Source organism: Monashia sp. HAY1-5C, assembly GCF_056755255.1.
This window is the reverse complement of sequence record NZ_JBPGXG010000288.1, coordinates 1-442: the sequence shown is the minus strand read 5'-3', so window position 1 is coordinate 442 and position 442 is coordinate 1. Positions and strand designations below refer to the sequence as shown.

The following is a 442-nucleotide window of genomic DNA, read 5'->3' as shown; positions in this document are numbered from 1 at the left end:
GTTGCAGGCGTAATCTCGTAATCAACCATTTGATTGATCAAGCGATTGGTTGATTATGAAAGGCTTATTGGTACATGACACGCGATGCTTCAGGTTCCGGCCTGGACAGGAGTCCCGACACCCTGGACAGGGCCTTCATGGCACTGGCGGATCCGGTCCGGCGGGCCATCGTTGTCCGGCTTTCCCGGGGAGATGCCACTGTCAACGAGCTCGCGGAACCGTTCGCCATTACCAAGCAGGCTGTTTCCAAACACATCCAGGTCCTGGAACAAGCAGGCTTGGTGACCCGCTCCCGGGACGCCCAGTGCAGGCCCGTCCATCTGGGCGCGGCTGCACTGGAGCGCCTGACGGCGTGGATCGACCAGTACCGACTGATCGCCGAGTCCCGTTTCCGGCGACTCGACCAGTTGCTCGCCAACGACACCTCCCCACAGGAACAAGC

At 60.4% G+C, this 442-nt stretch carries 1 protein-coding gene; it reads left to right on the top strand.

All coding sequences use genetic code 11. The features are described 5' to 3' along the window. Positions 1-74: 74 nt before the first annotated feature. A partial coding sequence (locus tag ACR9ZK_RS21695; protein ID WP_481344029.1) for an ArsR/SmtB family transcription factor occupies positions 75-442 on the top strand: 368 nt, incomplete at its 3' end.